The following is a 25,845-nucleotide window of genomic DNA, read 5'->3' as shown; positions in this document are numbered from 1 at the left end:
TCGGGGGTACGCCCAGATGCGCACACGAAGTTCCGCACGATCCACCCGATCCGCGGGTTCCGCACGATCCGTGCCAACGGTCAGGGCCCTGGCCGGCCTCCTTCTCGCCGCCGCCCTCGCACTCACCGGTTGCAGCGCCTCGGGCGACTCCGGGTCGGGCGGCGACAGCAAGGCCGCCGCGGGAGAGGCCGCGCAGGCGGACTCGCAGGCAGGGGCGAAGGAGGGCGCCCCGGGCAGCGCCTCCGGTGCCGACAAGGCGACCGCGCCGCCCAAGGCCACCGCGAGCCACATCATCCGCACCGCCTCCCTGACCGTGCAGGTCAAGGACGTACCGAAGGCCCTCGACGAGGCCCGCACCACCACCGAGAACGCGGGCGGCTACGTCGGCAACGAGACCACCACACGCGACGAGGAGGGCCATGAGCACACCCGGGTCGTCCTGCGGGTGCCGGTCGACCGGTACGCCGAGGTCCTCACGGAACTGGAGGGCGCGGGCAAGCTGATCGAGCGCAGCGCCAAGGCGCAGGACGTCACCGACCAGGTCGTGGACGTGGAGAGCCGCATCAAGACGCAGCGGGCCAGTGTGGCCCGGATCCGTGAGCTGATGGACCAGGCGACCCGGCTCAGCGACGTGGTCACGCTGGAGGGCGAGCTGAGCTCCCGCCAGGCCGACCTGGAGGCGCTGCTGGCCCAGCAGGCGTCCCTGAAGGACCGCACTGGCCTGGCCACCATCACCCTCTCCCTGTCGGAGACGCCGGTGAAGAAGGTCGCGAAGGACGACGACGGCCCCGGCTTCCTGGACGCGCTCGCGGGCGGCTGGGACGCGTTCGTGACGATGCTGCGCTGGCTCGCGGTCGTGATCGGCGCCGTGCTTCCCTTCGCCGCGGTGGCCGCGCTGATCGTGCTGCTGTGGCTGAAGGTCCTGCGGCCCCGGCTGCCGCGCCGCCCGGAGCCCGCGCCCGTGACGACCGCGCTGGGTCCGCTGCCGACGGCCCGCCCGGCACCTCGGCCCACGCGCGCGGGCGACGAACCGAGCGGCGAGGGCGACTGAAATGCCCGGCGCTCGTAGCGTGTTCGCATGAACATGAGCGCTGCGAGGGATGTGTCGGGTCCGCGAGAGCGGCTGGTCGTGATCGGCGGGGACGCCGCGGGGATGTCCGCGGCGTCGCAGGCCCGCCGCCTCAGGAGCGCCGAGGAGCTGGAGATCGTGGCGTTCGAACGCGGCCACTTCACCTCCTTCTCGGCCTGCGGCATCCCGTACTGGGTGGGCGGCGACGTCGACGACCGCGACCAGCTGATCGCCCGCTCACCCGAGGAGCACCGGGCCCGGGACATCGACCTGCGCATGCGGACGGAGGTCACGGAGATCGACGTGGCCCGCGGCCGGGTACGCGCGCGTGACGTCGATTCCGGCGACGAGTACTGGACGTCGTACGACAAACTCGTGATCGCGACCGGCGCCCGCCCGATCCGCCCCGACATGCCGGGCACCGACGCCCCCGGCGTGCACGGCGTGCAGACCCTCGACGACGGCCAGGCCCTCATCGACACGCTGACACGCACGCGTGGCCGCCGCGCGGTGGTGGTCGGCGCCGGGTACATCGGCGTCGAGATGGCCGAGGCGCTCATCAACCGGGGCTACGAGGTGACGGTCGTCAACCGCGGCAGCGAGCCCATGTCGACGCTCGACCCGGACATGGGCCGCCTGGTGCACGAGGCCATGGAGGGCCTGGGCATCACCATGGTCGACGACACCGAGGTCACCAAGATCCTCACCGGCGAGGACGGCCGGGTCCGGGCGGTGGCCACGGAGGACGCCGAGTACCCGGCGGACGTCGTCGTCCTCGGCATCGGCGTCCGCCCGGAGACGACCCTCGCGCGGGCCGCGGGCCTCCCTCTCGGCGACCACGGCGGCCTTCTCACCGACCTGGCCATGCGGGTGCGCGGCCACGAGAACATCTGGGCGGGCGGCGACTGCGTGGAGGTCCTCGACCTCGTCTCCGGCCAGGAACGCCACATCGCCCTCGGTACTCACGCCAACAAGCACGGCCAGGTCATCGGCACGAACGCCGCCGGCGGCTACGCCACGTTCCCCGGCGTCGTCGGTACGGCCGTCAGCAAGGTCTGCGACCTGGAGATCGCCCGCACGGGCCTCCGCGAGAAGGACGCCCGCCGGGCCGGCCTCCAGTACGTCACGGCCACGATCGAGTCCACGAGCCGCGCGGGCTACTACCCGAACTCCTCCTCCATGACGGTCAAGATGCTCGCCGAACGCCGCACCGGCCGACTCCTGGGCGTACAGATCGTGGGCAGGGAGGGCGCGGGCAAGCGGGTCGACATCGCGGCGGTGGCACTGACGGCGGGGATGACGGTGGAGCAGATGGTGTCCCTGGACCTGGGATACGCGCCACCGTTCTCACCGGTGTGGGACCCGGTCCTGGTAGCGGCGAGGAAGGCGACAAAGGCGGTGAATGCCGGCACCTCATAACAGGCGGCGCCGGCACCCCCCTCAGGGGCGCGGGGAACTGCGCGACGAGCCACGACGGCCCCGCACCCGCCGAACAACCCACACCCCTACGGCGACTAGGCGGATCCGTTGATCCTCTCGATCGCCTGCCGAGCCTGCTCAGCCGGCGGCCGCGACGGCAACGAAGACACCGACGCACTCACACTCGGCGGCATCGCGGCAGCGGGCTGCTCCCCCGCCGGCTTCGCATGCGCGGCCCCCCGCGCGGAGCGCAACCGATGGCTCACCGCCTCGTCGAGAGTGACCGGCCGCTGCATCTGCTGCGCCAGACGGCCGGCCTCCTGCCCCAGCCGGGCCACGTCTTCCCACGGCAGCCGCACCACCACGGAGATCTCGGCCTCCCCGTCCGGCAACGCGTGAATCGGAGGAGTAACTCGGTCGTTCATCGCCTGTTCCTCACGTAGACCCCGCGACCCGCCTTCCCCGTGCCGCGGGCGGTTGAGAACAGATACGCGCGCGCGAACGACGGCGTTCACCGATTCGCCGGACGTATCCCGGGCAGAAAAACCTCGTGGTCATCCCCGTCCATGACGTGAACCCGGTGCGCCGCACCCCTTGGGTGACATACGCGCTGATCGCCGCGAACGTCCTCGTCTTCCTGTCCATCCCCGGCACAGCCGGCTCCGTGGCCGGTGAGAGCAGCCTGTCCCAGCTGTGTCATCTGCACGCGTTCCTGGACCACTACGCGGCGGTGCCAAGGGAGTTGATCCACGACCAGCTGCCGGGCGTGGTCCCCACGGGCGACGTCGCCGTGGGCCCGCAGGGTCGCCCGGGGTGTGTGGTCGGCCCGCCGGACTACGACAAGTCCCCGGCGCTGTCGGTCTTCACCGCGCTGTTCCTGCACGGCGGTTGGCTGCACCTGCTGGGCAACATGCTGTTCCTGCTGATCTTCGGCAACAACATCGAAGACCGCATGGGGCATGTGCGGTACTTCCTGTTCTACGTCGTCTGCGGCTACGCGGCGTCGTACGGCTTCGCGTTCCTCAACGACGACTCGGCCGAGCCGCTGATCGGCGCCTCCGGGGCCATCGCGGGCGTGCTCGGCGCCTATCTCGTGCTGTATCCGAAGGCCAGGGTGTGGGTCCTCGTCCCGTTCCTGGTCTTCCTGCCGCTGCGGCTGCCGGCCTGGCTGGTGCTGGGCTTCTGGTTCGTGCTCCAGGCGGTGTACTCGAACGGCGAGGGCGTCTCCGACGCGGGCACCGTGGCGTACGCGGCGCACATCGTGGGCTTCCTGGCCGGCATGGCGCTCGCCTGGCCGCTCAAGGCCGGGACACCGCCGCCACCGGAGCCGGGCGGCCTGCTGTTCGGCAGGCGGGCGCGGCCCCACACGTGGTGAGCGCCGCTACCGGGCCGTCTGCGTGTGGACGTACTCGACGAGCCGGGTCAGCGCGTCCGGGTCGGTGGACGGCATGACGCCGTGGCCGAGGTTGAAGACGTGGCCCTCCAGGCCCGCCGCCGCGTCGAGGACCTCGCGGGTCTTGGCCTCGACCGCCTCGGGGGTGGTGAACAGGATGGTCGGGTCGAGGTTGCCCTGGAGCGCCTTGCCGGGGCCGACGCGGCGGGCGGCCTCGTCGAGCGGGACGCGCCAGTCGACGCCGACGACGTCCGCGCCGGCCTCGCCCATGAGCTTCAGCAGCTCGCCGGTGCCGACGCCGAAGTGGATGCGCGGGACGCCGTAAGCGGCGACGGCCTCGAAGACCTTCGCGGAGGCCGGCATCACCGAGCGCTGGTAGTCGGCGGGGGCGAGGGAGCCGACCCAGGAGTCGAAGAGCTGGACCGCGGAGGCGCCGGCCTCGATCTGCACCTTGAGGAAGTCGGCCGTGATGTCCGCGAGACGGTCGAGCAGGTCGGCCCAGAGCTCCGGGTCGCCGTACATCATCGCCTTGGAGTTCTCGTACGTGCGCGACGGACCGCCCTCGACGAGGTAACTCGCGAGAGTGAAAGGCGCGCCGGCGAAACCGATGAGCGGGGTGGTGCCGAGCTCGCGGGTGAGCAGGCCGATGGCCTCGGTGACGTACGAGACGTCCTCGGGGGTCAGGTCGCGCAGCCGCGCCAGGTCGGCGCGGGTGCGGATCGGGCGCTCGACGACCGGGCCGACGCCGGGCTTGATGTCGAGGTCGATGCCGATGGCCTTGAGGGGCACGACGATGTCGCTGAAGTAGATCGCCGCGTCCACGTTGTGCCTGCGCACGGGCTGGAGGGTGATCTCGGTGACCAGCTCGGGCCGCATGCAGGACTCGAGCATCGGAATGCCCTCGCGCACCTTGCGGTACTCCGGCAGGGAGCGCCCGGCCTGCCGCATGAACCACACCGGCGTGTGCGGCACGGGTTCGCGCCTGCACGCCTTGAGGAAAGCGGAGTCGTACGTGGCGGACGGCGGCGTCTGGTTGGCACTCACGGGGCCAAGTCTCGCACGGCCGCACCGGGCCCGACGCCGGGGTTGCCGTGTTGTCCGGGTGTCCCTCCCTGCACGAAGCCCCCGTTCCCCTTAATCTTCCCGGCATGGCTGCGGCTCAGGAACGACTGTCGGACGGTACTGGCGGGATGGACGACGCGAAGGGCACCGGGGAGGCGGACCGGCATTCGAAGAGTACGGCTCCGCCGGTGTTCCGTGCGGCGGTCGACGCCCTGCGCGGCAGTCGGCTGCGGCCGCAGATCGAGGTCGAGCAGACCAAGGCGCCCCAGCGGCTCGCTCCGTACGCGTACGCGCTGGAGGCCACCGTCGTCGACGGCGACCAGGACCTGGCCGACGGCCGCCTGGTGCTGCTGCACGATCCGGCGGGCCACGACGCCTGGCGGGGCGCCTTCCGGCTGGTGACCCTGGTGCGGGCGGAGCTGGAGCCGGAGATGGCCGTCGACCCGCTGCTGCCCGACGTGTGCTGGTCCTGGCTGACCGGTGCGCTGCAGGCGCGCGGGCTGTCGTACGGCGAGCCGAGCGGCACCGTCACGCGGGCGAGTTCCCACTACTTCGGCGGTCTGTCCGAGCGCCCGGCGGCCTCGCAGATCGAGATCCGGGCCTCCTGGACTCCCCGCGAGGGCCTGGGCGGCGTTCCGGACACCGCGGCCCACCTGGCGTCCTGGTGCGATCTGCTCGCCCAGGTCGCGGGTCTGCCGCCGGCCGGCCCGGGTGACGCCTCGGTGGTGACGCTGCCGCAGCGCCGCGACCCGCAATCCCGCTGACGGGCGACTTGACCGTCACTTTGTCGATACGGCCACTTTCGGTCAGGAATCAGTCCATGATCGAGCCATTTTGCTTGCCGAACGATCGACCACGCGTCCGAATTGCCCCGATTGTTACTCACTAAATCGTGATCTTTCCCTAAAGGGCCACGGGTTTGGTGCCGAAGACGACTGTGACCTTGAAAGCCGTCCCCGCACCCAGGAGGCCTGGTGTCCGTTCTCCTCGAGCAGCCCGCAAGCCTGGTCGCCTACCGCCCGAACAAGCCGACCGCCATGGTGGTCGTGGCCGATCCCCGCGTCCGCTCCACCGTCACCCGTCACCTCTGGGCTCTCGGTGTGCGCGATGTCATCGAGGCCTCGTCCATCGCGGAGGCTCGTCCCCGCATCGGCAACCCCCGCGACATCTGTGTCGCCGACGTCCATCTGCCCGACGGTTCCGGCCTGACCCTCCTGTCGGAGACCCGCGCCGCGGGCTGGCCGAACGGCCTCGCCCTGTCCGCCGCCGACGACATCGGCGCCGTACGCAACGCCCTCGCCGGTGGCGTGAAGGGTTACGTCGTCACCGGCACCCGCACCAACGTCGGGCTCCCCACCCGACCCGGTGCCGCTCCCATCGGCGCCGCCGCCGCCCGTATGCACCGTCGCCACCCGGGTGCCCCGAGCCACCCGGGCGGCTACCGCGAGCTGTCCGGTCGCGAGGTCGAGGTGCTGCGGCTGGTGGCGGAGGGCCAGTCGAACAAGGCGATCGGCGTCTCGATGGGCCTGTCCGCCCTGACCGTCAAGAGCCACCTCGCCCGTATCGCCCGCAAGCTGGGCACAGGTGACCGCGCCGGCATGGTCGCCGTGGCCCTGCGGACCGGCATCATCCACTGACATCCACCCACGCCTGACATCCGCCCCCTGCCTGACACCCGCCCTCGTCCGACAACCCGCCCACGGCATCCGCCGCAATAGCTCGAGCCCCGCCGCACTCCATTTGAACGCTTGCTCGTGCACTGACGTGACCGGGATCGGCCTCTGATCCCGCCCGCGTCCCTCACCCGTCGTGGACCGGATCTTTCAGCTGGCTGACTGGTTTACGACCCTCAGGCGCCCGCCGACGGAACGTTCCGTCGGCGGGCGCTGTCCATACCCGGACGCCCTTGACCTGCCTCTGGCCGGCGCAGGTGAAGATCACTCGCGGGCGGGAGCGGGAGGATGTGAAGATCACTCAGGCAGGCAGCCCGGGCTGATAGACAGTCGACGGACAAGCGTCGTCTTCCGACCCCCGACGCTGTCCTCCCACTGTCCTCCCGCCCCGAACGGAGCCCGTCATGCCCAAGCCCTCCTCGTCCTTGGTCCCTTGGGGCCTCGCCGCCGCAGCCGCCGCTGCGCTTCTGGTGGGCTGCTCGTCGGAGGCCAAGCTGCCCAAGGACGAGGTGGCGAACGCGGTGGCCGAGAAGCTCGCCGCGCAGACGGGTCAGCCGAAGCCGGACGTCACCTGCCCCGAGGACCTCGCGGGCGAGGTCGGCACCTCGTTGCGCTGCAAGCTCACCGCGACCGACGGCACCAGCTTCGGCGTGACCGTCAAGGTCACCTCCGCCGAAGGCAGCACGATCCGCTACGACATCAAGGTGGACGAGACCGCCTCCTGAGCCGGACCGGCCCGCGCCCGCGCCCGCTGGACCGTTCCGGCGGGCGCGGGGGAATTGTGTGACCGCGAGGTGCGGATTGTGATGGAGCGCCGGGGGGTCGGGCACGCAGCGGGGCCTCGGGGGATGCTGGCTCCATGAGTGGAGCGGAAGCAGTCCTGATCGTGGTGTGGTGTGGTGCCCTGACGGCACTCGTCGTGTGGGTCAACCGGCGCAAGGCCCGCAAGAAGCGTGAGACCGAAGAGGCGTACGCGCGGCTGCGGTCGTTCGCCGAGAGCCGCGGGTGGACCTACGAGGAGGGCGTGCCGAGCCTCGTTGACGCGTACCAGGGGGCCGAGCCGCTCCCGGTCAAGGCCAGCGGCGTCATGGGGGACAACGTCGTCAGCGGCACGTACCGCGGATTCGGCTTCCGCGCCTTCGAGTACCGCTACTACAACAGCGACGTCGACTCGGAGACGACGCAGGTCATCGTCCACTCCGTCTGGGCCCTGAACCTGGGCGTGGAGGTTCCGGACCTGCGCGTCCACCGCGACGGCTGGTTCGACACCCTCATGCGGGGACGGGCCATGGAGCTGGGCATCCCGCAGCTCGACAAGGACTTCCACATCGTCTCGCGTGACGAGGAGCGCGCCCGGGCAGTGCTGCTCGGCGGCCTGGCGGAGTTCCTCACGTCCGACCCCCGGGCCTTGGAGATGCCGCTCCGCCTCCACGACGGCCAGCTGATCACCTCGCGTGCGCAGACCAGCCTGAGCAGCGAGACGTTCGACGAGCCCCTCGAGTATCTCGTCGACGCCGTCGGCCACTTGGGAGTCCTGTCACCCGCCCGGCCTCCGCAGGCGCCGTAGGACAGCCGTCCCGGGGCGCACGATGCGGTCGCGCTATGAAGCTTCCTGGCAGGAATCATGTGAGGTCCTGGGCCGGTGCCGCCGCGTCTTTACCTTTGGGAGACCCTTTTCACGTTCTCAACAACCAGGGCGCGGACGCGCGTTCGCGCCCTCTTGCACGTAGAGGGGGGAGCGGATGGGCCAGTTCGATGTGGAGCCGTCCGAGCTGCGGTCGGCTGCCAAGAAGATCAAGGACTCCGTGGGCAGGAGCGACAAGGTGAAGCTCGACGAACTCGGGGATTCCGGCGGCGACTTCGGCCACGGTGACGCGGCCGACGAGTTCGCTCAGCTGATGGCCACCTGGATGGAGGCCATCAAGAGCCCGATGAAGGAGGACGGGGAGAACTCGGCGGACAAGCTGGACGAGAACGCCGCGTCCTACGAGCGCGCCGAGCAGGACACCCAGAACAACTTCACCGGGCCCGCGGTCGCCGGCCCGAGCTACTGACGGGACGGCAATGGCGGCACAACTCGGCTCCACCCAGGACCCGCGCGCACTCGTCCCGGGCAACCCGTCGAAACTCACAGCCAACGCTGACAAGCTCGACGGCCACGCGAAGACCCTCGACGGCATCGGGGACGAGCTCAGCTCCGTCCGCATCCCCAGCTGGCACGGACAGGCCAGTGACGCCTTCTGGGAGGACTTCTCCGGCCAGAAGAACAAGTGGTACCGCGGCTCGGACTCGCTCGGCGCGGCCGCAAGAGCACTGCGGGACTACGCCAGAGCCCTCACTTGGGCCCAGGGGCAGGCGGAAGAGGCCATCCGGCTGTACGAGGGGGGCGACGAGAGCGGCGGCGAGCAGTTGCTCGCCTCAGCGCGCGCCCATGTCGAGTCGGAGGGCGACGCCGCGGCCAAGAAGTTCAAGGCGCAGGGCGGTGAGGGCGACAACGCGCCCGACTGGCTCTTCTGGGCCTCGGAAGCGGCGCAGGACAACACAGGCGCTACGTCCAAGCAGCTCTTCGAGTTGGAACGGGCACGCGACCCACGGACCATCGGGGCCTGGGGCGACCACAAGAACATGACGCAGGCGGAGAGGGAAGCGCTGCGCGAGGGCAAGGGGCCGGGCATCACCGTGGCCGGCCCGTCCGTGACCACCGACGCCAAGGTGTGGGGCGCCGAGGCCAAGGGCCGCGGTGAGTTCGCGGGCGGCGAGGTCTCCGGCAAGGCCGGCGTCAACCTCCTCGGCGTCGATGCCTCCGCCGGGGTGGGCCTCGTGGACGGGAACGCCACCGCCCAGGCATCCGGCAAGGCATACCTCGCCCAGGCCTCGGCCGAGGGCAAGTACGGGGTCGGTTACTTCGAGGCCTCCGGCAAGGGCGAGGCGTACGTGGGCGCCGAGGCCGGCGTCAAGGGCTCCATCGGCACGGACGGTGTCCACGTCGGCGGCGAGGCCTTCGCCGGTGCCAAGGCCACCGCTGAGGGGCACGCCTCCGTCGCCGGTGTCGGCGTCGGTGGCACGGCGGAGGCGTGGGCCGGTGCCGGGGCCGAGGCCCACTTCGACGCGGGCATGAAGGACGGGAAGATCGTCATCGGCGGCGATGTGGGCGTCGCCCTCGGCGTCGGCGGCAAGCTCGGCGGCCAGATCGAGATCGACCCGGGCAAGATCACCGACGCGGCAGGCGACGCGGTCGACGCGGTCGGGGACTGGTTCGACTGACCCTGCGCAGGGTGGCCCCGCCCGGGGCTCCCGCTGTCGCCTCTGCCCGGCAGTCCCCTCTTCCCTGGCCGTCCTTTCCTCCCTGCCGTCCCTTCCTCCGCTGTCTCCTTCCTCCCCGCCGTCCTTTCCTCCCCGTCGCGTCCCGTACCGTCGGAATCCGTACCGCAAGGAGTTGATCCACCATGCCGGGCACACTTCCGGTGCCGCTCGAAATCGAGCTCCCGCAGGGCTGGCAGTCGGCGCCCCCGGACGAGGTCGGCGCCCCGCACGCCGCTTTCGTCGCACTGCACATGGCCTCCCGGGGCCAGGGCTTCATGCCGAACATCACCGTCACCGGCCACACCCTCAAGGGCTCGTCGAGCCTGCACGGCCTCGCCGAGGAGTCGGTGCGGCGGCTGCGCGAGAACGTGGGCGCCGTCGAGATCGTCAAGCGCACCGAGGTGGGCACCTCGCCCGCGCCGGGCCTCATCGACGCCCCGGGGATCGTGCAGAACCTGCGCATCCAGGCCACCGTCAACGGGCAGCCGATGGAGCTCGCGCAGAGCCAGCTCATCCTGGTGCTGGAGAACGAGCAGCGGCGCACCGAACGCGCCGAGATCGAGATCGCGCTCACGGCGAGGACGAGCCAGCTCCAGGACGTCCTGGAGGACTTCCAGACCTTCATCTCCGCCCTCCGCCCGGCCTCCCCCGGGTTGTGACGGGTGCTTTCGGAGGATTCCGGCCGTTCGCAGGCGGGTCGGGGGCACACATGGCCGAGAAGCACCGGTGCGCCGTGAGAAACGACGAGACGTGTTTCCGCAGGTCAGCACCAGCGTGTCCAGAACGCGCAGGTCAGACGCTCGCCGATACAGATACCCTTGACATGTGACCGACGCCCAAGAGACCGCAGCAGACACTTCACTGCGAACCACCGGAGGCGCCCCTCCGGACGACGGCGGATCTTCTGTTACGGAGGCGCCGATCCCTTTGCTGGAGCCCCGCGAGGGCATTCCGCCCGTGATCGCCGACGAGGCGGCGCTCACCAAGGTGATCGCCGCCTTCTCCGCAGGCTCCGGCCCCGTCGCCGTCGACGCCGAACGCGCGTCCGGCTACCGATACGGCCAGCGCGCCTATCTGGTGCAGCTGCGCCGCGAGGGCGCGGGATCCGCGCTGATCGATCCCGTCGCCTGCCCCGATCTGTCAGCCCTCGGCGAGGCGCTCTCCGGCGTGGAGTGGGTGCTGCACGCGGCCACCCAGGATCTGCCCTGTCTACGCGAGATAGGCATGACGCCGAGCCGGCTGTTCGACACCGAGCTGGCCGGGCGGCTCGCCGGGTTCCCCCGGGTCGGCCTCGGCGCGATGGTCGAGAACGTGCTCGGGTTCGTCCTGGAGAAGGGCCACTCGGCCGTCGACTGGTCGACCCGGCCACTGCCCGAGCCCTGGCTGCGGTACGCGGCACTGGACGTCGAGCTGCTGGTCGATCTCCGCGACGCGCTGGAGAAGGAGCTGGACCGGCAGGGGAAGCTGGAGTGGGCGCAGCAGGAGTTCGACGCGATCGCGGCTGCGCCGCCCGCTGAGCCGCGTAAGGATCCTTGGCGGCGGACGTCCGGCATGCACAAGGTCCGTCGGCGGCGACAGCTTGCTGTCGTACGCGAGCTGTGGCAGACGCGGGACCGTATCGCTCAGAAGCGGGACGTTTCGCCGGGCAAGGTCCTGTCGGACGCGGCCATCGTGGAGGCCTCGCTCTCCATGCCCGGGAACGCCCACGCCCTCGCCGCGCTGAATGGTTTCGGGCATCGGATGGGGCGGCGGCAGCTGGAGCAGTGGCAGGCCGCCGTCGATCGTGCGAAGGCTCTGGCCGAGTCCCAGTTGCCGGCGCCTGGGCAGCCCGTCACCGGGCCTCCGCCGCCGCGGGCCTGGGCGGACAAGGATCCTGTGGCTGCGGCTCGGCTTTCCGCGGCTCGGGCCGCGGTATCGACGCTCGCTGAGCAGCTCAATATGCCGCAGGAGAATCTGATCACTCCGGATACCGTGCGGCGGGTTTGCTGGGAGCCGCCGAAGGTCGTCGACGCCGGGTCGGTCGCGGAGGCGCTGGCCGGTTATGGGGCTCGGGCCTGGCAGGTCGAGCTGGTCACGCCGGTCTTGATTGCCGCGTTGTCCGCCTAGCCGCCGTAGGAGGTTCTCTCGTACGGCGGCCAAAGGCCGTATGTGGTTGCTCGCGCCCACGCGGCGGTAGCCGCAGATCGATACAGCCCCGCGCCTCTTCGGGGCGCTTATCTGGTCGCCCCCTTCATGAAGCCGTTGTAGATGAACCGCTGGAGCAGCAGGAAGACGATCAGCGTCGGCAGGATGACGAGGACCGCTCCTGCCGAGATCGTTTCCCAGTGGGCGCCGAACGGGCCCTTGAAGCGGAACAGGGACGTCGAGATCACGCCAAGGTCTTCCGAGGGCATGTAGAGGAACGGGATGTAGAAGTCGTTGTAGGTGGTGATGCCCTTGACGATCACCACTGTCGCGATGGCCGGTTTCAGCAACGGGAAGATGATCTTGCGGTAGATCGTGAACGCGTTGGCGCCGTCCAGGCGGGCCGCCTCGTCCAGGGACGTCGGGATCGAGCGGACGAACTGGAGGAAGATGTAGATCGAGACGATGTCCGTGCCCATATAGAGGACGATGGGCGCCCAGAGGCTGTCGAACAGGCCGAAGCTGTTGACGATCTGGAAGGTCGCCACCTGGGTCGTGACGCCGGGGACCAGCGCGGCGACCAGGAACAAAGCCACGACCAGTTTCTTGAAGCGGAACGTGAAGCGGTCGATCGCGTACGCCGTCATCGAGCCGATGAGGACCGTGCCGCCGATGGCGAAGAGCAGGATGATCGCCGTGTTGGCGAAGGCCGAGAGCATACGGCCGTCCTGGAACGCCGTCGCGTAGTTGCCGAAATTCAGCAGGTCGTCGGGGAGGGCCAATGCCCCGCTGTCGCCCGCCATCTCCTGCTCGGACTTGAGGGACGTCAGCACGACGGCGGCCAGCGGCAGCAGGACCACCACCGTCGCGGCGATCAGGGACAGGTACACCAGCGTGCAAGCCACCGCGCCGCGCGTCATGCGAGGTCCACCTTGTCGTCGGGTACCAGGCGCCGCTGCACCCAGGTCACGGCCAGGACGATGAGCAGCAGCACGACCGCGGCCGCCGAGGCGAGCCCCGTCTTGTTGAACTGGAAGGCCAGCTTCACGGTCTGGATCACGAAGGTCTCGGTGCCGGTCGCCCCGCCGGTCATGATGTACGGGATCTCGAAGACCGAGAGCGAGCCGGAGATCGAGAGGATCACCGTCAGGGACAGGACCGGCTTGATGCCCGGCGCGATGATGTAGCGGAACTGTTGCCAGCGGTTCGCGCCGTCCAGTTCGGCCGCCTCGTACAGGTCCCCGGGGATCGACTGGATCGCGCCGAGGAAGAGGACGAAGTTCAGGCCCAGGTAGCGCCAGACGGAGACGGCGGCGAGGGAGGTGTTCGCCGACTCGGGTGTGCCCAGCCAGGCTCGGTCCGTCTCCACGCCGAGGAGGCCGAGGACGGAGTCGAGGGTGCCGCCGTCCTGGAAGAAGTAGAGGAAGACGAAGCCGATCGCGACGCCGTTGATCAGGTACGGGAAGAACAGCACGCCCTTGAAGAAGTTCCGGAAGCGGACGTTGAAGCTCAGGATCGTGGCGAAGTAGAGGGCGGCGACTATCTGGAGGACGGAGGCGGCCAGGTAGTAGCCGCTGACCCAGAAGACCTCGAACAGGTCGGAGCGGGTGAAGAGTTCGGCGTAGTTCTCGGCACCCGTGTAGTGCAGTTCGGGGCTGACGCCGTCCCAGTCGGTGAAGCTGTACGCGACCATGTTGGCGATCGGCGCGTAGGTGAAGACGATCAGCAGGGCGAGCGGGGCGAGCAGGAAGAGCCAGGGGGTGGCCCCGCGCCACAGGCGTGCCGGGCGCGGAGCGGGGGCCGGTTCGGGGGCGCCCACCGCCCCCGTGGGGGCCTTGGCGGCCGCCTTCTCGGTCGTCGTGTCCGTCATCAGGACCCCAGGGAGCGCTGGGTCTCGGTCCACTTCTTGCCGAGGTCGTTCAGGAAGTCGTCCAGGTCGCCCTTGGTGGCGCCGCGGGCGAGGTCGACGAGGTCCTGGCGGTAGTCGGGCTTGTAGATGCCGATCTCGGACTGGTTGTCGATGGACTTCACCACGGCGCCCTTGGTGTCGTCGAGGTCGAGGATCTTGACCCCCGCCTCCTCGTACGGCTTCATGACCGTGGGCAGCGGGGCTGACTTGAGCGGGGACAGGGCGAGGTTGTCCGCCGCGTAGCCGGACTTGTCGGTGAACCAGTCGAGCCAGGCGCGGGCCGCCTCCTTGTGCTCGGAGTGGATGTTGACGGCCTGGTTGTAGTCGGGCTTCGCCACCGCGCAGAACGTGCCGCTCCGCTGGGCGGGGAAGGGCATGAAACCGATGTCGTCCGGATCGGTGCCGGCCTGCTTCGCCGCGCCCTGCATCTGGATGACCGCCCAGGAGCCGAGCCACATCGTGGCGATCTCGCCCTTCGCGATCCGGGGCTTGGACGCCTCCCAGTTGGTGGTCGTCGGGTCCTTCTCGACGAGCCCCTCGTGGACGATGTCGTACAGCAGCGTGTCGGCGGTCCGCAGATCGGCGCCCTCGGCCCACGGATCGCCCTCGGCGAGCCCGGTCGTGGCCTGCTCGTCACAGCTGACCGAGCCGTTGACGTCCGTCCACTGGGTGAGCGGCCACATGTCCTTGAAGTTGGTGTAATAAGGGATCGCGTCGGTCTTCGACTTGATCGCCTTCAGGTCGTCGAGGAACTCGGCCGGTGTGGTGGGCCAGTCGGTGACCCCGGCCTCGCTCCAGACCTTCTTGTTGTAGATGAAGCCGGGCACGGCACCGAGTGGACTCTGGCCGTAGACCTTGCCGTCCACGGTCGTGTAGTCGGTGAAGCGGTAGGTCTTGCTCCGCTCGGCCTGGGTGCCCAGCGAGGCGAAGAACCTGGGGTAGTCCTTCTTCTCGATCACTGCGGGGATCATGAGGACGTCGCCGTAGTTCTCCGTGTTCATACGGATCTTGACTTCGCCCTCGTAGTCGGTGATGGCGTCGAACTCGACCTTCACCTCGGGATACGTCTTGTTGAACTCGGCGGCGTACTTCTTCATCGTCCCGTCCTGCACGAGGTCGGTGCGGTGGGTGAGGACCGTGATGGCGCCGCTCACCTTTGACGGGTCGTCAGGCGCCTTGGCCTCCGCGCCTTTCGAGCTTCCTCCGGTGCCGGTGCACGCCGAGAGCAGCAGGGCACCTGTGGTGACGGCGAGGACTGTACGGCGGTTCATGTGCATCAGCTCCGTTCATGGGACGGACGAGCACGAGCGGGTTGGCTGGTTCCGAACTCTGACAACGTTTTCTTAACCGGTAAAGTCCGTATCTCGCCAACGATGCCAAGGTGTCTCCCGGTGCTGGGATTGATCGGTATGGATCGGTTTAGGAGATCGGTTTAGGAGTGCGCATGCTTCAAGCGACACCGCTCACCGACGGATGGACCCTGCGACACGAGGGAGCCGCGCTCCCCGCCGCCGTGCCGGGCTGTGTGCACACCGATCTGCTGGCGGCGGGGGCGATCCCGGATCCCTTTCTCGGGCGCGGCGAGGCCGAGGTGGCGTGGGTGGGGCGGCGGGACTGGACCTATGAGACCGATCTGGCCGTCACGTCCAGTCACGAGTCCAGCCATGAGTTCGGTCATGAGCAGACCGACCTCGTCTTCGACGGGCTCGACACCGTCGCCGAGATCCTCCTCGACGGCCGGCTCCTGGGCCGGGTACGGAACATGCACCGCTCGTACCGCTTCGACGTGACGGGGATGAGCGGGCGGCTCTCGGTGCGGTTCGCCTCCGCGTACGCCGAGGCCGAGGCGGTGCGCGGCAAGCTGGGCGAACGGCCCTCCGCCTATGCCGAGCCCTACCAGTACCTCCGCAAGATGGCCTGCTCCTTCGGCTGGGACTGGGGCCCGACCCTGGTGACGGCCGGGATCTGGCGGCCGGTGCGGATCGAGCAGTGGTCGACGGCCCGGATCTCGCGCGTGCGGCCGCTGGTGACCGTCGAAGAGGGCACCGGGCAGGTCGAGTTGGTGGTCGACGTCGAGCGGAGCCGGGTCGAGGTGCCGCTCACCGTCGAGGCGGCGGTCGGCGGGGTGCGGGCACGGGCCGAGATCGAGGGGTCGACCGGGGTCGTACGGCTGACCGTGCCGGACGTGGAACTGTGGTGGCCGCGCGGATACGGCGAACAGCCGCTGTACGACGTCGAGTTGACGCTGCTGCACGGCGAGGAAGCGCTGGACTCGTGGCATCGCCGGATCGGCTTCCGGACCGTCGAGCTGGACCGTCGCCCCGACGAGCACGGCACCGGATTCACCCTCGTCGTCAACGGCGAGCGGCTCTTCGCCCGGGGCGTCAACTGGATCCCGGACGACGTGTTCCCGTCCCGGATCACCCGAGAGCGCTACCGGGAGCGGCTGGAGCAGGCGGCCGGCGCGGGCGTCGACCTCGTGCGGATCTGGGGTGGCGGGATCTATGAGAGCGAGGACTTCTACGACGCCTGTGACGAGCTGGGGCTGCTGGTCTGGCAGGACTTCCCGTTCGCGTGCGCGGCCTATCCGGAGGAGCAGCCGCTGCGCGGGGAGGTGGAGGCCGAGGCGCGGGAGAACGTCGTACGGCTGATGCCGCATCCCTCGCTCGTGCTGTGGAACGGCAACAACGAGAACCTGTGGGGGTTCCGGGACTGGGAGTGGGAGCCGCGGCTGGCCGGGGAGTCCTGGGGCGAGGGGTACTACCTGGGCGTACTGCCGCGCGTGGTGGCAGAGCTGGATCCGACGCGGCCGTACACGGCGGGCAGCCCGTGGTCCGGTTCGTGGGACCACCACCCGAACGACCCGGCGCACGGCACGCATCACTCCTGGGAGGTGTGGAACCGGGAGGACCACGCCGACTACCGGCTGAGCGTGCCGCGTTTCGTGGCCGAGTTCGGCTGGCAGGCGCCGCCCGCGTACGCCACGCTGCGGCGGGCGCTGCCGGGTGAGGAGCTCGCGCCGGACTCCCCCGGCATGCTGCACCACCAGAAGGCGGACGACGGGAACGGGAAGCTGAGGCGGGGCCTTGAGCGCCATTTCGGCTTCCCTGAAGGGGACTTCGACCGCTGGCACTACCTCACCCAGGTCAATCAGGCGCGGGCCGTCGCGGCCGGGATCGAGCACTGGCGGTCGCACTGGCCGGTGTGCGCGGGCACGGTCGTATGGCAGCTGAACGACTGCTGGCCGGTGACATCCTGGGCGGCGATCGACGGGGACGGGCGGGAGAAGCCGCTGTACCACGAGCTGCGACGGCTGTACGCGGACCGGCTGCTGACGCTTCAAGTGCGGGAGTGCGGCTTGGAGTTGGCCGTCGTCAATCAGGCGGCGGAGGAGTGGGAGGGTGCGGTGCGGCTGCGGCGGATGTCCGTCGAGGGGGAGGTGCTCGGCGAGGCGGGCGTGGGGTTCGCCGCCGGAGGGCGGGCGGTGGCCCGGGTCGGCGTACCGAGGGAGCTGGAGCCGGCCGGGCCGAAGGAGTTCCTGGTCGCGGACGTGGATGCGCTGAGGGCCGTGCACTTTCCCGTCCCCGACCGCGAAGTGCCGTATCCCCGGCCGGAGTTCGACATCGCCCTCGTTCCGGGTGGGATCTCGGTGACGGCCCGCACCCTCGTACGGGATCTGCTCCTCCAGGCCGACCGGCTGGATCCGGACGCGGTGGCCGATCGGGGGCTCGTCACGCTGCTGCCCGGCGAAGAGGTGACCATCGGGGTGCGCGGCTGGGAGACTCCTGCCGTCGAGGCCGCGCGATCGGCCCTGTACTGCATGGAGCCCGGCCGATGACGGCAACGCCGACCCCCCGCGTCACCATCAAGGACGTCGCCGCCCGCGCCGGTGTGTCCAAGGGCGCCGTGTCGCTCGCCTTCAACCACAAGCCGGGACTGTCGGAGGCGACCCGGGACCGGATCTTCCGGGCCGCGCGGGAGCTGGGCTGGGCGCCCAACCTCACGGCGCGGACGCTGGCCGGGTCGCGGGTGGACGTGGTGGGGCTCGCGATCTGCCGGCCGGCCCGGCTGCTCGGCCTCGAACCGTTCTACATGGAGTTCATCTCCGGCGTGGAGAGCGTCCTGACCGAGCACTCCTGCTCGCTGCTGCTGCGGCTCGTGCGGACCGTGGAGGAGGAGACCGGGCTGCAGGAGTCGTGGTGGCGCGGGCGGCAGATCGGTGGGTCGATCCTGGTCGACTTCCGCGCGGACGACCCGCGCGTGGCGATGGCGGAGCGGCTCGGGATGCCGGTCGTCGCGGTCGGGCACCCGTCGCTGACGGGCGGGCTGACGTCGGTGTGGACCGATGACACCACCGCCGTGACGGAGGCCGTGCGGTATCTGGCCGCGCTGGGGCACCGGCGGATCGCGCGGGTGGGCGGGGCGGCGGCCCTCGGGCACACGTCCATCCGTACGGCGGCGTTCGACGAGGCGGCGGGGGCGGTGGGGCTGGCCGGGGCGTGGCAGGTCGCGACGGACTTCTCGGGCGATGCGGGGGCGCGGGCGACTCGGTCCTTGCTGACAGCGTCCGCGCCGGATCGGCCGACGGCGATCGTGTACGACAACGACATCATGGCGGTGGCGGGGTTGTCCGTGGCGGCCGAGATGGGGCTGTCAGTGCCGGGGGATGTCTCGTTGCTGGCCTGGGACGACTCGCAGTTGTGCCGGCTCACGCATCCGACGTTGTCCGCGATGAGTCATGACGTGCACGGGTTCGGGGCGGAGGTGGCTCGCACGTTGTTCGGGGTGATCATGGGGGGTGGGGCGGGGGCGCATCCCGTGCCTACTCCGGTGCTGACTCCTCGGGGGTCCACAGCGCCGCCGCGGTGAGGTTTCGTGTGCGGCTGCGGGTGCGTTGCGGCTGGTCGCGCCCACGCGGCGGAGCCGTACATCGATGCAGGCCGCGCCCCTTGACGGCGTCGCCCTCGGCCCCGTTCGAATGTGACCTTCGCCGCTCCCGCCTCCAGGACTGTGCAGCTACGTTACCCATAAGTAGCATGAGCCTGAGCGCGCGCTCAGCGCTTGCGCCGTGCAGCAGTGCCATCCCGCATCTGGAGGAGAGCCATCGTGCCTCGTACCGTCAGGGACGTCGTCTTCGTCGACGGCGTCCGCACCCCGTTCGGCAAGGCGGGCCCGAAGGGTATCTACCACGAGACCCGTGCCGACGACCTTGTCGTGAAGGCGATCCGGGAGCTGCTGCGCCGCAACCCCGGTCTCGACCCGAAGCAGATCGACGAGGTCGCCATCGCCGCGACCACGCAGATCGGCGACCAGGGCCTGACCCTCGGCCGTACCGCCGGCATCCTCGCGGGCCTGCCGCAGTCGGTGCCCGGCTACTCCATCGACCGCATGTGCGCCGGCGCCCTGACCGCCGTGACGTCCGTCGCCGGTTCGATCGCCTTCGGCGCCTACGACGCCGTCATCGCCGGTGGTGTCGAGCACATGGGCCGCCACCCGATGGGCGAGGGCGTGGACCCGAACCCGCGGTTCGTCAGCGAGAAGCTGGTCGACGAGTCCGCCCTGTTCATGGGCATGACCGCGGAGAACCTGCACGACCGCTACCCGACGATCACCAAGCTGCGCGCCGACGAGTACGCGGTGCGCTCGCAGGAGAAGGCCGCCAAGGCGTACGCCAACGGCAAGATCCAGCAGGACCTGGTGCCGATCTCGGTGCGCCGCACCAACGCGGAAGCCGGTGAGACGGGCTGGGGCCTGGTCACCGCCGACGAGCCGATGCGCCCGGGCACCACGCTGGAGAACCTGACCGGCCTGAAGACCCCGTTCCGCGTCCACGGCCGGGTCACCGCCGGTAACGCGGCCGGTCTGAACGACGGCGCCACCGCCTCGATCATCGCCTCCGAGGACTTCGCCCGCGAGAACAACCTCCCGGTGAAGATGCGCCTCGTCTCCTACGCCTTCGCGGGCGTCGAGCCCGAGGTCATGGGCTACGGCCCGATCCCGGCCACCGAGAAGGCCCTCGCCAAGGCGGGCCTGTCCATCGAGGACATCAACCTCTTCGAGATCAACGAGGCCTTCGCGGTCCAGGTCCTCGCCTTCCTGGAGCACTACGGCATCGCCGACGACGACGCCCGCGTCAACCAGTACGGCGGCGCCATCGCGTACGGCCACCCGCTGGCCTCCTCCGGCGTCCGGCTGATGACGCAGCTGGCCCGCCAGTTCGAGGAGCAGCCGGAGGTCCGCTACGGCCTGACCACCATGTGCGTCGGCTTCGGCATGGGCGCGACGGTCATCTGGGAGAACCCGCACCACAAGGACGCCGGAGGCAACAAGTGAGCACCACCGCTGAGCTCCTGAAGGGCGCGGCCGAGCTGTTCCCGGACGAGGTCGTGACGTCCGCGCACGTACGTCACCTCGACCTGCCGTACGGCGCCGGGCGCTTCGCGCTCATCACGCTGGACAACGGCTTCGACCACACCAAGCCGACCACCTTCGGTCCGCAGTCGCTGGCGAACCTCGACACCGCCATCGACCAGGTCGAGGCCGAGGCCGCCGCCGGTGACATCGTCGGCGTCGGCATCACCGGCAAGCCGTTCATCTTCGCGGTCGGCGCCGACCTCAAGGGCGTCGAGCTGCTGAAGGAGCACAAGGACGCGCTCGCCATCGGCAAGGGCGGCCACGAGGTCTTCAAGCGCCTCGCCGCTCTCGCGGTCCCGACCTTCGCGTACTACAACGGTGCCGCGATGGGCGGTGGCGTCGAGGTCGGTCTGCACTGCAAGTACCGGACCGTCTCGAAGGCGCTGCCCGCCTTCTCGCTGCCCGAGGTCTTCCTCGGTCTCGTCCCCGGCTGGGGCGGCTGCACGATCCTGCCGAACCTGATCGGCGCCGACAAGGCTGTCTCGGTGATCATCGAGAACAGCCTCAACCAGAACAAGCAGCTCAAGGGCCAGCAGGTCTTCGACCTCGGTATCGCGGACGCGATCTTCGAGGGCGCCGACTTCCTGGAGCAGTCGCTGATCTGGACCGCCCAGGTGCTGAAGGGCGACGTCGAGGTCGACCGCCCGGTCATCGACCGCGGTGAGGCCTGGGACCAGGCCGTCGCCAAGGGCCGCTTCATCGCGGACAGCAAGGTGCACGGGGCCGCTCCGGCCGCCTACCGCGCCCTCGACATCATCGCCGCCGCCAAGAACGGCGACCTCCAGCAGGGCTACGACGCCGAGGACAAGGCGCTCGCCGACCTGATCATGGGTGGCGAACTGCGGTCCGGCATCTACGCCTTCAACCTGGTCCAGAAGCGTGGCAAGCGCCCGGCCGGCGCCCCGGACAAGAACCTGGCGCGCCCCGTCACCAAGGTGGGCGTGGTCGGCGCGGGCCTGATGGCCTCGCAGCTGGCGCTGCTCTTCCTGCGCCGCCTGGAGGTGCCGGTCGTGCTGACCGACATCGACCAGGAGCGCGTCGACAAGGGTGTGGGCTACGTCCACGCCGAGATCGAGAAGCTGCTCGGCAAGGGCCGTATCAACCAGGACAAGGCCAACCGCCTCAAGGCGCTGGTGAGCGGTGTCCTGGACAAGGCCGAGGGCTTCTCCGACGCCGACTTCGTCATTGAGGCGGTCTTCGAGGAGATCGGCGTCAAGCAGCAGGTGTTCGCCGAGGTCGAGGCGGTCGCCCCGGCGCACGCGATCTTCGCCACCAACACCTCCTCGCTGTCGGTCTCCGAGATGGCGTCGAAGCTGAAGAACCCCGAGCGGGTCGTGGGCTTCCACTTCTTCAACCCGGTCGCGGTGCTGCCGCTGCTGGAGATCGTCCGCGGCGAGAAGACGGACGACGCGTCGCTGGCCACGGCCTTCGCCGTCGCCAAGAAGCTGAAGAAGACCGCGGTCCTCACCAAGGACGCCCCGGCGTTCGTCGTGAACCGCATCCTCACCCGCTTCATGGGCGAGATCCAGAACGTGATCGACGAGGGCACCCCGGTCGAGGTCGCCGAGAAGGCCGTCGAGCCGCTCGGTCTGCCGATGTCCCCGCTGGTGCTCCTTGAGCTGGTCGGCCCGGCCATCGGTCTGCACGTGTCCGAGACCCTCAACCGGGCCTTCCCGGACCGCTTCACGGTCTCCCCGAACCTCGCGGCCGTCGTCAAGGCGGGCAAGCGCGGCTTCTACGTCTACGACAGTGGCAAGCCGGAGCTGGACCCGGAGGTCGCCGCGCTGCTGAAGCAGGGCGACTCCGTCCTGACCGAGGAGCAGGTCCGTGACCGCGTCCTGGACGCGGTGGCGCAGGAGATCGGGCTCATGCTCGACGAGGGCGTCGTCGCCGAGGCCCAGGACATCGACCTCTGCCTGATCACGGGCGCCGGCTGGCCCTTCCACCTGGGCGGCATCACGCCGTACCTGGACCGCGAGGGTGTCTCCGAGCGCGTGAACGGCAAGAAGTTCCTGGCACCGGGCGTGGCGAGCGTCCCGGCGTAAGCGCTCCGCTGTGAACGCCGGTGCCCCGCACGCCAACTGGTGTGCGGGGCACCGGCGTTCCTGCCCGGGACTGATCCACCTGGACCGGCGTTCAGGAGGCGACGGTCCACCGCAGCACCGTGCGGCCCTCGGGGCCGGGGCCGAGCGTCACCGGGTAGACCTGTCCATGGGCTCGTTCACCGCGATGCCTCATCGAGTGGTCGCCCGGGTCCCAGCCGATCCCCAGCACCTGGCAGCCCGCCACCTGCACGGCGCCTACGGACAGCGGGTGGTTCCACCCCGCGCGGTTGAAGCGGTGGAAGTCGTTGTGCTCGTCGAGTACGGACATCAGGCGCCGGCCCCTGCCCTCGGGCTGCCAGGCCTTCAGGGAGTCGGCGAGTGCCTCCGCCTCCGCGAGAGGCAAGTCGAGCCGGCCCCGTACGCGACTGCCGTTCTGGACGATCACGTCTCCCCCGAACACCTCGTGGACCTCGTCCACGTCGCCGCCCCAGTAGAAGACGTCGGCGAGCCCGTCGGTCGACGGGTGGCCGTCACCGGTCCAGGAGTCCAGGGCGATCGCGTCGCCGAGCACCATGCCGCACCGGTCGACCGGCAGGTCGCCGAGGAGGACCGGCTCGTCCGCCGTCCACGGAAGCCCGAGGTCCACTTCGAGGATCGCGATCGTCGGCTCACCGTCGAAGGGTGAGGCGGCCGTCGTGGCCCGCACCGCAAGCGGCACGTCGGAAGCCGCAGGCACCCCGGCCATCTCGCACAGCCAGTCCTGGACGTGCCCGCCACCCGCCGACGCCACCGCGATCGCGCGCTCGGACAGGGACCCGCCGCCCAGCTGCGGCCAGTAGTCGATCCAGGACGCCATGCCCAGGACGAGTACTCCTGACGGGGCCGTCACGACACCCAGGTCGACACCTTGTTCGATCATGCGGTGATTCTGCCCTACCGCTGTCCGGCGGGTCAGACCTCCCGCCACGCCTCCAGCGCCAGCCCCGGCTCGTCCTTGCGCCGGGTGATGAGCAGCTGCCCCGTCGACGGCGACAGCGTGGCCGCCACCACGCGGCCCTCCTCGTCCAGCGCCAGCGCCACCACCGCGTCCACCGGCAACTGCGGCCCCGACTCGGTCCACCACGCCCCCGCCGACTCCTGCTCCGTCGGATACGCGGCGAAGGCCACGCGGCCGCTCGCCGAGCGCTGGGCGAGCAACGTGCAGTCGTGGCCGTCGAGTTCGCAGCGGATCGCGGAGACCGGGCCGGGGCCCGCGGACGCCAGCAGGGTGACCGGCTTGGTGCCGGGGCGCCAGGCGCACAGGTCGCCGGATTCCTCGGCGTAGAAGAGGGTCGTGTGGTCCGCGGAGGTGGCCAGGGCGTACAGGGTGCCCGGGCGGACCGGGGCCTCCATCGCCTCCTCCAGGACCGGGACGGCGCCCGGCTTCTCCTGCTGCCAGTGCAGGAGGGCGCCCGGGACGGCCGCGTAGAGCTCCACCAGTCCGGACTCGCCGGTCACGGCAGCCAGGTCGTCCTGTACGTCGCGCCCCTTGAGGTCGCGCCAGGGGCCCCAGCCGCCGACCTCCTTCTGGCCGCGCATGCTCACGCCGCCGCCCTTGTTGGGGACGAAGACATGGGCCCGCCCCTGCGCGTCGACCGTGACGGCGGGCGTGCCGGTGCGGTCGCCGGTCCGGTCCGGGTGGCCGATGGAGACCCAGTCCAGGGCGGCCAGGCGCGGGCGGAAGTGCGTGGAGTGGACCAGGCCCGACTCCCCCGGCTTGGTGGGACGCCAGGCGGCCAGATGGGCGTAGGCGTCGGCGCCCTGGCCGAACGCGGGGCCGGGGCGCAGCCGCTGTTCGCCGCCGACCCGGCGCGCGGGTTCCCAGGGGCCGCCGGGCCCGAGTTCCGCCCGGCACAGGACGGCCTCGTCGGTCGGCAGATAGACGCTGAGGCGGCCGTCACGGCCGCGGATGAGCCAGTCGCCGTTCACCGGATCACCATATGCGGGGCAGGCTCACGGCCGTCTCCCGCCCCCTGCTCCGGGCGGTCCGACTCGGCCCTCCCGAAACCACCCCACGCATGTAAGCATGATCTTGGTCATACCGGACCGGTAACGTCCGTACCAGAACAGGAAGTCGACGTCATGACCGACAAGTTCACCGTGAGCGTCCTGGGCACCGGCATCATGGGCGCCGCGATGGCCCGCAACCTCACGAAGGCCGGGCACTCCGTCCGCGTCTGGAACCGCACCCGGGCCAAGGCCGAGCCCTTGGCCGCCGACGGCGCCTTCGTCGCCGACAGCCCCGCCGAGGCGGTTCAGGGCGCCGCCGTCGTCCTGACCATGCTGTACGACGGTCCCGCGACCCTGGACGTCATGCGGGCGGCCGCGCCCGCCCTGGGCTCCGGCGTCGCGTGGATGCAGTCGACGACCGCCGGCATCGAGGCGATCACCGACCTGGCCGGCTTCGCCCGCGAGCACGGCCTGGTCTTCTACGACGCCCCCGTGCTCGGCACCCGCGGGCCCGCCGAGGCCGGTCAGCTCACCGTGCTGGCGGCGGGGCCGGTCGAGGGGCGGCAGACGGTGACGCCGGTGTTCGACGCGGTGGGCGCCCGTACGGTGTGGACCGGGGAGGACGGCGGGGCCGGGACGGCGACACGGCTGAAGCTGGTCGCCAACAGCTGGGTGCTCGCGGTGACGAACGCGGCCGGTGAGGTGCTGGCGTTGTCCAAGGCCCTGGACGTGGATCCGCAACGGTTCTTCGAGGTGATCGAAGGCGGCCCGCTCGACATGGGGTATCTGCGCGCCAAGTCCGGGCTGGTGCTGAACGGCGGGCTGTCCCCGGCGCAGTTCTCCGTGGCCACGGCGGCGAAGGACGCGCGGCTCATCGTGGAGGCGGGTGAGCGGCACGGGGCGCGCCTGGATGTGGCCGCGGCGAGCGCGGAGCGGTTCGAACGGGCGGATGCGCAGGGGCACGGCGACGAGGACATGGCGGCGGCGTACTTCGCCAGCTTCGAGGAGGGAACCGCCGTGCGACCCTTGCCCCATGAATGAGGACTCCGGCGCTCCCCTGCTCGTGATCGTCGACGCCGCGAATGTCGTCGGGTCGGTGCCCGACGGGTGGTGGCGGGACCGGCGGGGGGCCGCGGAGCGGCTGCGGGACCGGCTGGCGGCGGACGGGGTGCCGGGGCATGCGGGGCCCGTGGAGATCGTGCTCGTGGTGGAGGGGGCCGCTCGGGGCGTGGAGTCCGTGCCGGGCGTGCGCGTCGAGCCCGCCGCGGGGAGCGGGGACGATCACATGGTGGAGCTGGTGGCGCGGGAGGCCGGGCGGACCTGCCTGGTGGTGACCGCTGATCGGGAACTGCGGCGCAGGGTGACGGAGTTGGGGGCGGACGTGGCGGGACCGCGTACGGTTCGGCCGTAGCCGGCTGCCGTACGCGGTCCCGTGGCGTCGGGGT

24 protein-coding genes are annotated in these 25,845 nt (G+C 70.4%); 17 read left to right on the top strand and 7 right to left on the bottom strand.

Annotation, left to right across the window (positions count from 1 at the left end):
- Positions 1-16 precede the first annotated feature (16 nt).
- Positions 17-1,051 (top strand): DUF4349 domain-containing protein, encoded by a 1,035-nt coding sequence (locus ADK36_RS15710; RefSeq protein WP_053197961.1) that lies wholly within the window; start codon positions 17-19, stop codon positions 1,049-1,051.
- Between the two features lie 27 nt (positions 1,052-1,078).
- Positions 1,079-2,488, top strand: a complete 1,410-nt coding sequence (locus tag ADK36_RS15705) for an FAD-dependent oxidoreductase (RefSeq protein ID WP_048583750.1) — start codon at positions 1,079-1,081, stop codon at positions 2,486-2,488.
- A gap of 95 nt (positions 2,489-2,583) precedes the next feature.
- Here ADK36_RS15705 and ADK36_RS15700 read toward each other — a convergent pair whose 3' ends face one another.
- Positions 2,584-2,913, bottom strand: coding sequence for a hypothetical protein (locus tag ADK36_RS15700; RefSeq protein WP_048583749.1), 330 nt, complete (start codon positions 2,911-2,913; stop codon positions 2,584-2,586).
- A gap of 125 nt (positions 2,914-3,038) precedes the next feature.
- On the opposite strand from ADK36_RS15700, the gene ADK36_RS15695 reads away from it, so the two are divergent.
- The gene (locus tag ADK36_RS15695; RefSeq protein ID WP_048583748.1) at positions 3,039-3,863 is read left to right on the top strand and encodes a rhomboid family intramembrane serine protease; all 825 of its coding nucleotides are present in this window, start codon (positions 3,039-3,041) and stop codon (positions 3,861-3,863) included.
- Positions 3,864-3,869: 6 nt separating this feature from the next.
- Here ADK36_RS15695 and hemE read toward each other — a convergent pair whose 3' ends face one another.
- Positions 3,870-4,925 (bottom strand): uroporphyrinogen decarboxylase, encoded by a 1,056-nt coding sequence (hemE, locus tag ADK36_RS15690; RefSeq protein WP_053197959.1) that lies wholly within the window; start codon positions 4,923-4,925, stop codon positions 3,870-3,872.
- A gap of 146 nt (positions 4,926-5,071) precedes the next feature.
- On the opposite strand from hemE, the gene ADK36_RS15685 reads away from it, so the two are divergent.
- The 8 genes from ADK36_RS15685 (at position 5,072) to ADK36_RS15650 (ending at position 12,025) form a co-directional block, all read left to right on the top strand.
- Positions 5,072-5,707 carry a DUF3000 domain-containing protein gene (locus tag ADK36_RS15685; protein ID WP_048583746.1) on the top strand — a complete coding sequence of 212 codons (636 nt, stop codon included), beginning with the start codon at positions 5,072-5,074 and terminating at the stop codon, positions 5,705-5,707.
- 210 nt (positions 5,708-5,917) lie between these two features.
- Positions 5,918-6,580, top strand: a complete 663-nt coding sequence (locus ADK36_RS15680) for a response regulator transcription factor (protein WP_003997051.1) — start codon at positions 5,918-5,920, stop codon at positions 6,578-6,580.
- Between the two features lie 440 nt (positions 6,581-7,020).
- Positions 7,021-7,341 carry a DUF4333 domain-containing protein gene (locus ADK36_RS15675; protein ID WP_048583745.1) on the top strand — a complete coding sequence of 107 codons (321 nt, stop codon included), beginning with the start codon at positions 7,021-7,023 and terminating at the stop codon, positions 7,339-7,341.
- Between the two features lie 134 nt (positions 7,342-7,475).
- Entirely contained in the window at positions 7,476-8,183 is a 708-nt protein-coding gene (locus ADK36_RS15670) for a hypothetical protein (RefSeq protein WP_048583744.1), read from the top strand.
- 175 nt (positions 8,184-8,358) lie between these two features.
- The gene (locus ADK36_RS15665; protein WP_053197955.1) at positions 8,359-8,670 is read left to right on the top strand and encodes a WXG100 family type VII secretion target; all 312 of its coding nucleotides are present in this window, start codon (positions 8,359-8,361) and stop codon (positions 8,668-8,670) included.
- A gap of 10 nt (positions 8,671-8,680) precedes the next feature.
- Entirely contained in the window at positions 8,681-9,880 is a 1,200-nt protein-coding gene (locus ADK36_RS15660) for a putative T7SS-secreted protein (RefSeq protein WP_048583742.1), read from the top strand.
- Positions 9,881-10,062: 182 nt separating this feature from the next.
- Positions 10,063-10,578, top strand: coding sequence for a hypothetical protein (locus ADK36_RS15655; RefSeq protein ID WP_048583741.1), 516 nt, complete (start codon positions 10,063-10,065; stop codon positions 10,576-10,578).
- A 166-nt stretch (positions 10,579-10,744) separates the two neighbouring features.
- Positions 10,745-12,025, top strand: a complete 1,281-nt coding sequence (locus ADK36_RS15650; RefSeq protein ID WP_078942642.1) for a ribonuclease D — start codon at positions 10,745-10,747, stop codon at positions 12,023-12,025.
- Positions 12,026-12,132: 107 nt separating this feature from the next.
- Here the strand turns inward: ADK36_RS15650 and ADK36_RS15645 are convergent, their stop codons facing one another.
- Genes ADK36_RS15645 through ADK36_RS15635 form a run of 3 tightly spaced genes read right to left on the bottom strand, consistent with a single transcriptional unit; the run spans position 12,133 to position 15,223 of the window.
- Complete coding sequence (locus ADK36_RS15645) at positions 12,133-12,963, bottom strand: carbohydrate ABC transporter permease (RefSeq protein ID WP_053197952.1); 831 nt, start codon at positions 12,961-12,963, stop codon at positions 12,133-12,135.
- Positions 12,960-13,913, bottom strand: a complete 954-nt coding sequence (locus tag ADK36_RS15640; protein ID WP_053197950.1) for a carbohydrate ABC transporter permease — start codon at positions 13,911-13,913, stop codon at positions 12,960-12,962. The genes ADK36_RS15645 and ADK36_RS15640 overlap by 4 nt, the downstream gene beginning before the upstream one ends.
- Positions 13,913-15,223, bottom strand: a complete 1,311-nt coding sequence (locus tag ADK36_RS15635; protein WP_048583781.1) for an ABC transporter substrate-binding protein — start codon at positions 15,221-15,223, stop codon at positions 13,913-13,915. The genes ADK36_RS15640 and ADK36_RS15635 overlap by 1 nt, the downstream gene beginning before the upstream one ends.
- Positions 15,224-15,396: 173 nt before the next feature.
- Between ADK36_RS15635 and ADK36_RS15630 the strand changes: the two genes are divergently transcribed.
- The 4 genes from ADK36_RS15630 to ADK36_RS15615 all read left to right on the top strand — a co-directional run bounded on the left by ADK36_RS15630 (position 15,397) and on the right by ADK36_RS15615 (position 22,411).
- On the top strand, positions 15,397-17,790 hold the full coding sequence (locus tag ADK36_RS15630) for a glycoside hydrolase family 2 protein (protein ID WP_053197949.1): 2,394 nt from the start codon (positions 15,397-15,399) through the stop codon (positions 17,788-17,790).
- Positions 17,787-18,821 carry a LacI family DNA-binding transcriptional regulator gene (locus ADK36_RS15625; RefSeq protein WP_053197946.1) on the top strand — a complete coding sequence of 345 codons (1,035 nt, stop codon included), beginning with the start codon at positions 17,787-17,789 and terminating at the stop codon, positions 18,819-18,821. Before ADK36_RS15630 ends, ADK36_RS15625 begins: the two co-directional genes overlap by 4 nt.
- Before the next feature lie 237 nt (positions 18,822-19,058).
- A complete protein-coding gene (locus ADK36_RS15620) occupies positions 19,059-20,285 on the top strand; it encodes a thiolase family protein (protein WP_048583735.1) in 1,227 nt (408 codons plus the stop codon).
- Positions 20,282-22,411 (top strand): 3-hydroxyacyl-CoA dehydrogenase NAD-binding domain-containing protein, encoded by a 2,130-nt coding sequence (locus ADK36_RS15615; protein WP_048583734.1) that lies wholly within the window; start codon positions 20,282-20,284, stop codon positions 22,409-22,411. The genes ADK36_RS15620 and ADK36_RS15615 overlap by 4 nt, the downstream gene beginning before the upstream one ends.
- Before the next feature lie 91 nt (positions 22,412-22,502).
- Here ADK36_RS15615 and ADK36_RS49515 read toward each other — a convergent pair whose 3' ends face one another.
- Both ADK36_RS49515 and ADK36_RS15600 read right to left on the bottom strand, forming a co-directional pair.
- Positions 22,503-23,330, bottom strand: coding sequence for a hypothetical protein (locus ADK36_RS49515; RefSeq protein WP_199830188.1), 828 nt, complete (start codon positions 23,328-23,330; stop codon positions 22,503-22,505).
- Between the two features lie 32 nt (positions 23,331-23,362).
- Positions 23,363-24,379: a hypothetical protein gene (locus tag ADK36_RS15600; RefSeq protein ID WP_048583733.1), complete on the bottom strand. Its 1,017-nt coding sequence runs from the start codon at positions 24,377-24,379 to the stop codon at positions 23,363-23,365.
- 153 nt (positions 24,380-24,532) lie between these two features.
- Here ADK36_RS15600 and ADK36_RS15595 point away from each other — a divergent pair, with 153 nt between their 5' ends.
- Both ADK36_RS15595 and ADK36_RS15590 read left to right on the top strand, forming a co-directional pair.
- Positions 24,533-25,441: an NAD(P)-dependent oxidoreductase gene (locus tag ADK36_RS15595; RefSeq protein ID WP_048583732.1), complete on the top strand. Its 909-nt coding sequence runs from the start codon at positions 24,533-24,535 to the stop codon at positions 25,439-25,441.
- Complete coding sequence (locus ADK36_RS15590) at positions 25,434-25,811, top strand: NTP pyrophosphohydrolase (protein ID WP_053197944.1); 378 nt, start codon at positions 25,434-25,436, stop codon at positions 25,809-25,811. The genes ADK36_RS15595 and ADK36_RS15590 overlap by 8 nt, the downstream gene beginning before the upstream one ends.
- The last annotated feature ends 34 nt before the right edge of the window (positions 25,812-25,845 follow it).

Source organism: Streptomyces viridochromogenes, assembly GCF_001270495.1.
Taxonomy (GTDB): Bacteria; Actinomycetota; Actinomycetes; order Streptomycetales; family Streptomycetaceae; genus Streptomyces; species Streptomyces viridochromogenes_A.
Note: the sequence above shows the minus strand (reverse complement) of the source record. Positions and strands in the feature narration are given on the sequence as shown.

Excerpts from the sequence above, each read along its gene's own strand:
- ADK36_RS15710 (WP_053197961.1), top strand. The coding sequence starts at position 17 with ATGCGCACACGAAGTTCCGCACGATCCACCCGATCCGCGGGTTCCGCA.
- ADK36_RS15705 (WP_048583750.1), top strand. The coding sequence starts at position 1,079 with ATGAACATGAGCGCTGCGAGGGATGTGTCGGGTCCGCGAGAGCGGCTG.
- ADK36_RS15700 (WP_048583749.1), bottom strand. The coding sequence starts at position 2,913 with ATGAACGACCGAGTTACTCCTCCGATTCACGCGTTGCCGGACGGGGAG.
- ADK36_RS15685 (WP_048583746.1), top strand. The coding sequence starts at position 5,072 with ATGGACGACGCGAAGGGCACCGGGGAGGCGGACCGGCATTCGAAGAGT.
- ADK36_RS15675 (WP_048583745.1), top strand. The coding sequence starts at position 7,021 with ATGCCCAAGCCCTCCTCGTCCTTGGTCCCTTGGGGCCTCGCCGCCGCA.
- ADK36_RS15670 (WP_048583744.1), top strand. The coding sequence starts at position 7,476 with ATGAGTGGAGCGGAAGCAGTCCTGATCGTGGTGTGGTGTGGTGCCCTG.
- ADK36_RS15665 (WP_053197955.1), top strand. The coding sequence starts at position 8,359 with ATGGGCCAGTTCGATGTGGAGCCGTCCGAGCTGCGGTCGGCTGCCAAG.
- ADK36_RS15660 (WP_048583742.1), top strand. The coding sequence starts at position 8,681 with ATGGCGGCACAACTCGGCTCCACCCAGGACCCGCGCGCACTCGTCCCG.
- ADK36_RS15655 (WP_048583741.1), top strand. The coding sequence starts at position 10,063 with ATGCCGGGCACACTTCCGGTGCCGCTCGAAATCGAGCTCCCGCAGGGC.
- ADK36_RS15645 (WP_053197952.1), bottom strand. The coding sequence starts at position 12,963 with ATGACGCGCGGCGCGGTGGCTTGCACGCTGGTGTACCTGTCCCTGATC.
- ADK36_RS15640 (WP_053197950.1), bottom strand. The coding sequence starts at position 13,913 with ATGACGGACACGACGACCGAGAAGGCGGCCGCCAAGGCCCCCACGGGG.
- ADK36_RS15635 (WP_048583781.1), bottom strand. The coding sequence starts at position 15,223 with ATGAACCGCCGTACAGTCCTCGCCGTCACCACAGGTGCCCTGCTGCTC.
- ADK36_RS15630 (WP_053197949.1), top strand. The coding sequence starts at position 15,397 with ATGCTTCAAGCGACACCGCTCACCGACGGATGGACCCTGCGACACGAG.
- ADK36_RS15625 (WP_053197946.1), top strand. The coding sequence starts at position 17,787 with ATGACGGCAACGCCGACCCCCCGCGTCACCATCAAGGACGTCGCCGCC.
- ADK36_RS49515 (WP_199830188.1), bottom strand. The coding sequence starts at position 23,330 with ATGATCGAACAAGGTGTCGACCTGGGTGTCGTGACGGCCCCGTCAGGA.
- ADK36_RS15595 (WP_048583732.1), top strand. The coding sequence starts at position 24,533 with ATGACCGACAAGTTCACCGTGAGCGTCCTGGGCACCGGCATCATGGGC.
- ADK36_RS15590 (WP_053197944.1), top strand. The coding sequence starts at position 25,434 with ATGAATGAGGACTCCGGCGCTCCCCTGCTCGTGATCGTCGACGCCGCG.